This window comes from Psychrobacter sp. GW64-MNA-CIBAN-0177, assembly GCF_040309585.1.
GTDB classification, from domain to species: Bacteria; Pseudomonadota; Gammaproteobacteria; order Pseudomonadales; family Moraxellaceae; genus Psychrobacter; species Psychrobacter okhotskensis.
The window spans coordinates 1-244 of the sequence record NZ_JBEOOY010000528.1 but is presented as its reverse complement, the minus strand read 5'-3'; the positions used below and the strand labels follow the sequence as shown (position 1 = coordinate 244).

The 244-nt window shown below is 42.2% G+C and carries 1 protein-coding gene; it reads right to left on the bottom strand.

From position 1 onward, the window contains the following. The coding region (locus AAEY79_RS16100; RefSeq protein ID WP_352289712.1) for a GGDEF domain-containing protein at positions 1-232 on the bottom strand (232 nt) is incomplete at its 3' end. Positions 233-244: the final 12 nt, after the last annotated feature.

Genomic DNA, 244 nt, shown 5'->3' with positions numbered 1-244 from the left:
CCTCAACAGAGCGAGTCTCGCTCATTAAAATCACAAATTCGTCACCACCTAATCTCGCTAATGTATACGATGCAGGTATTAACGAGCGTATTCGTCTTGCCATCATACAAATGAGCTCATCACCATATTGGTGGCCTAAGGAATCATTAAGGTATTTAAAATGATCAATATCGATTAATAGTGCAGCTGCTTTGGTGCCATAAGATCTTGCTGTAGAACACGCTACGCTCAGTCTGTCCTGGAG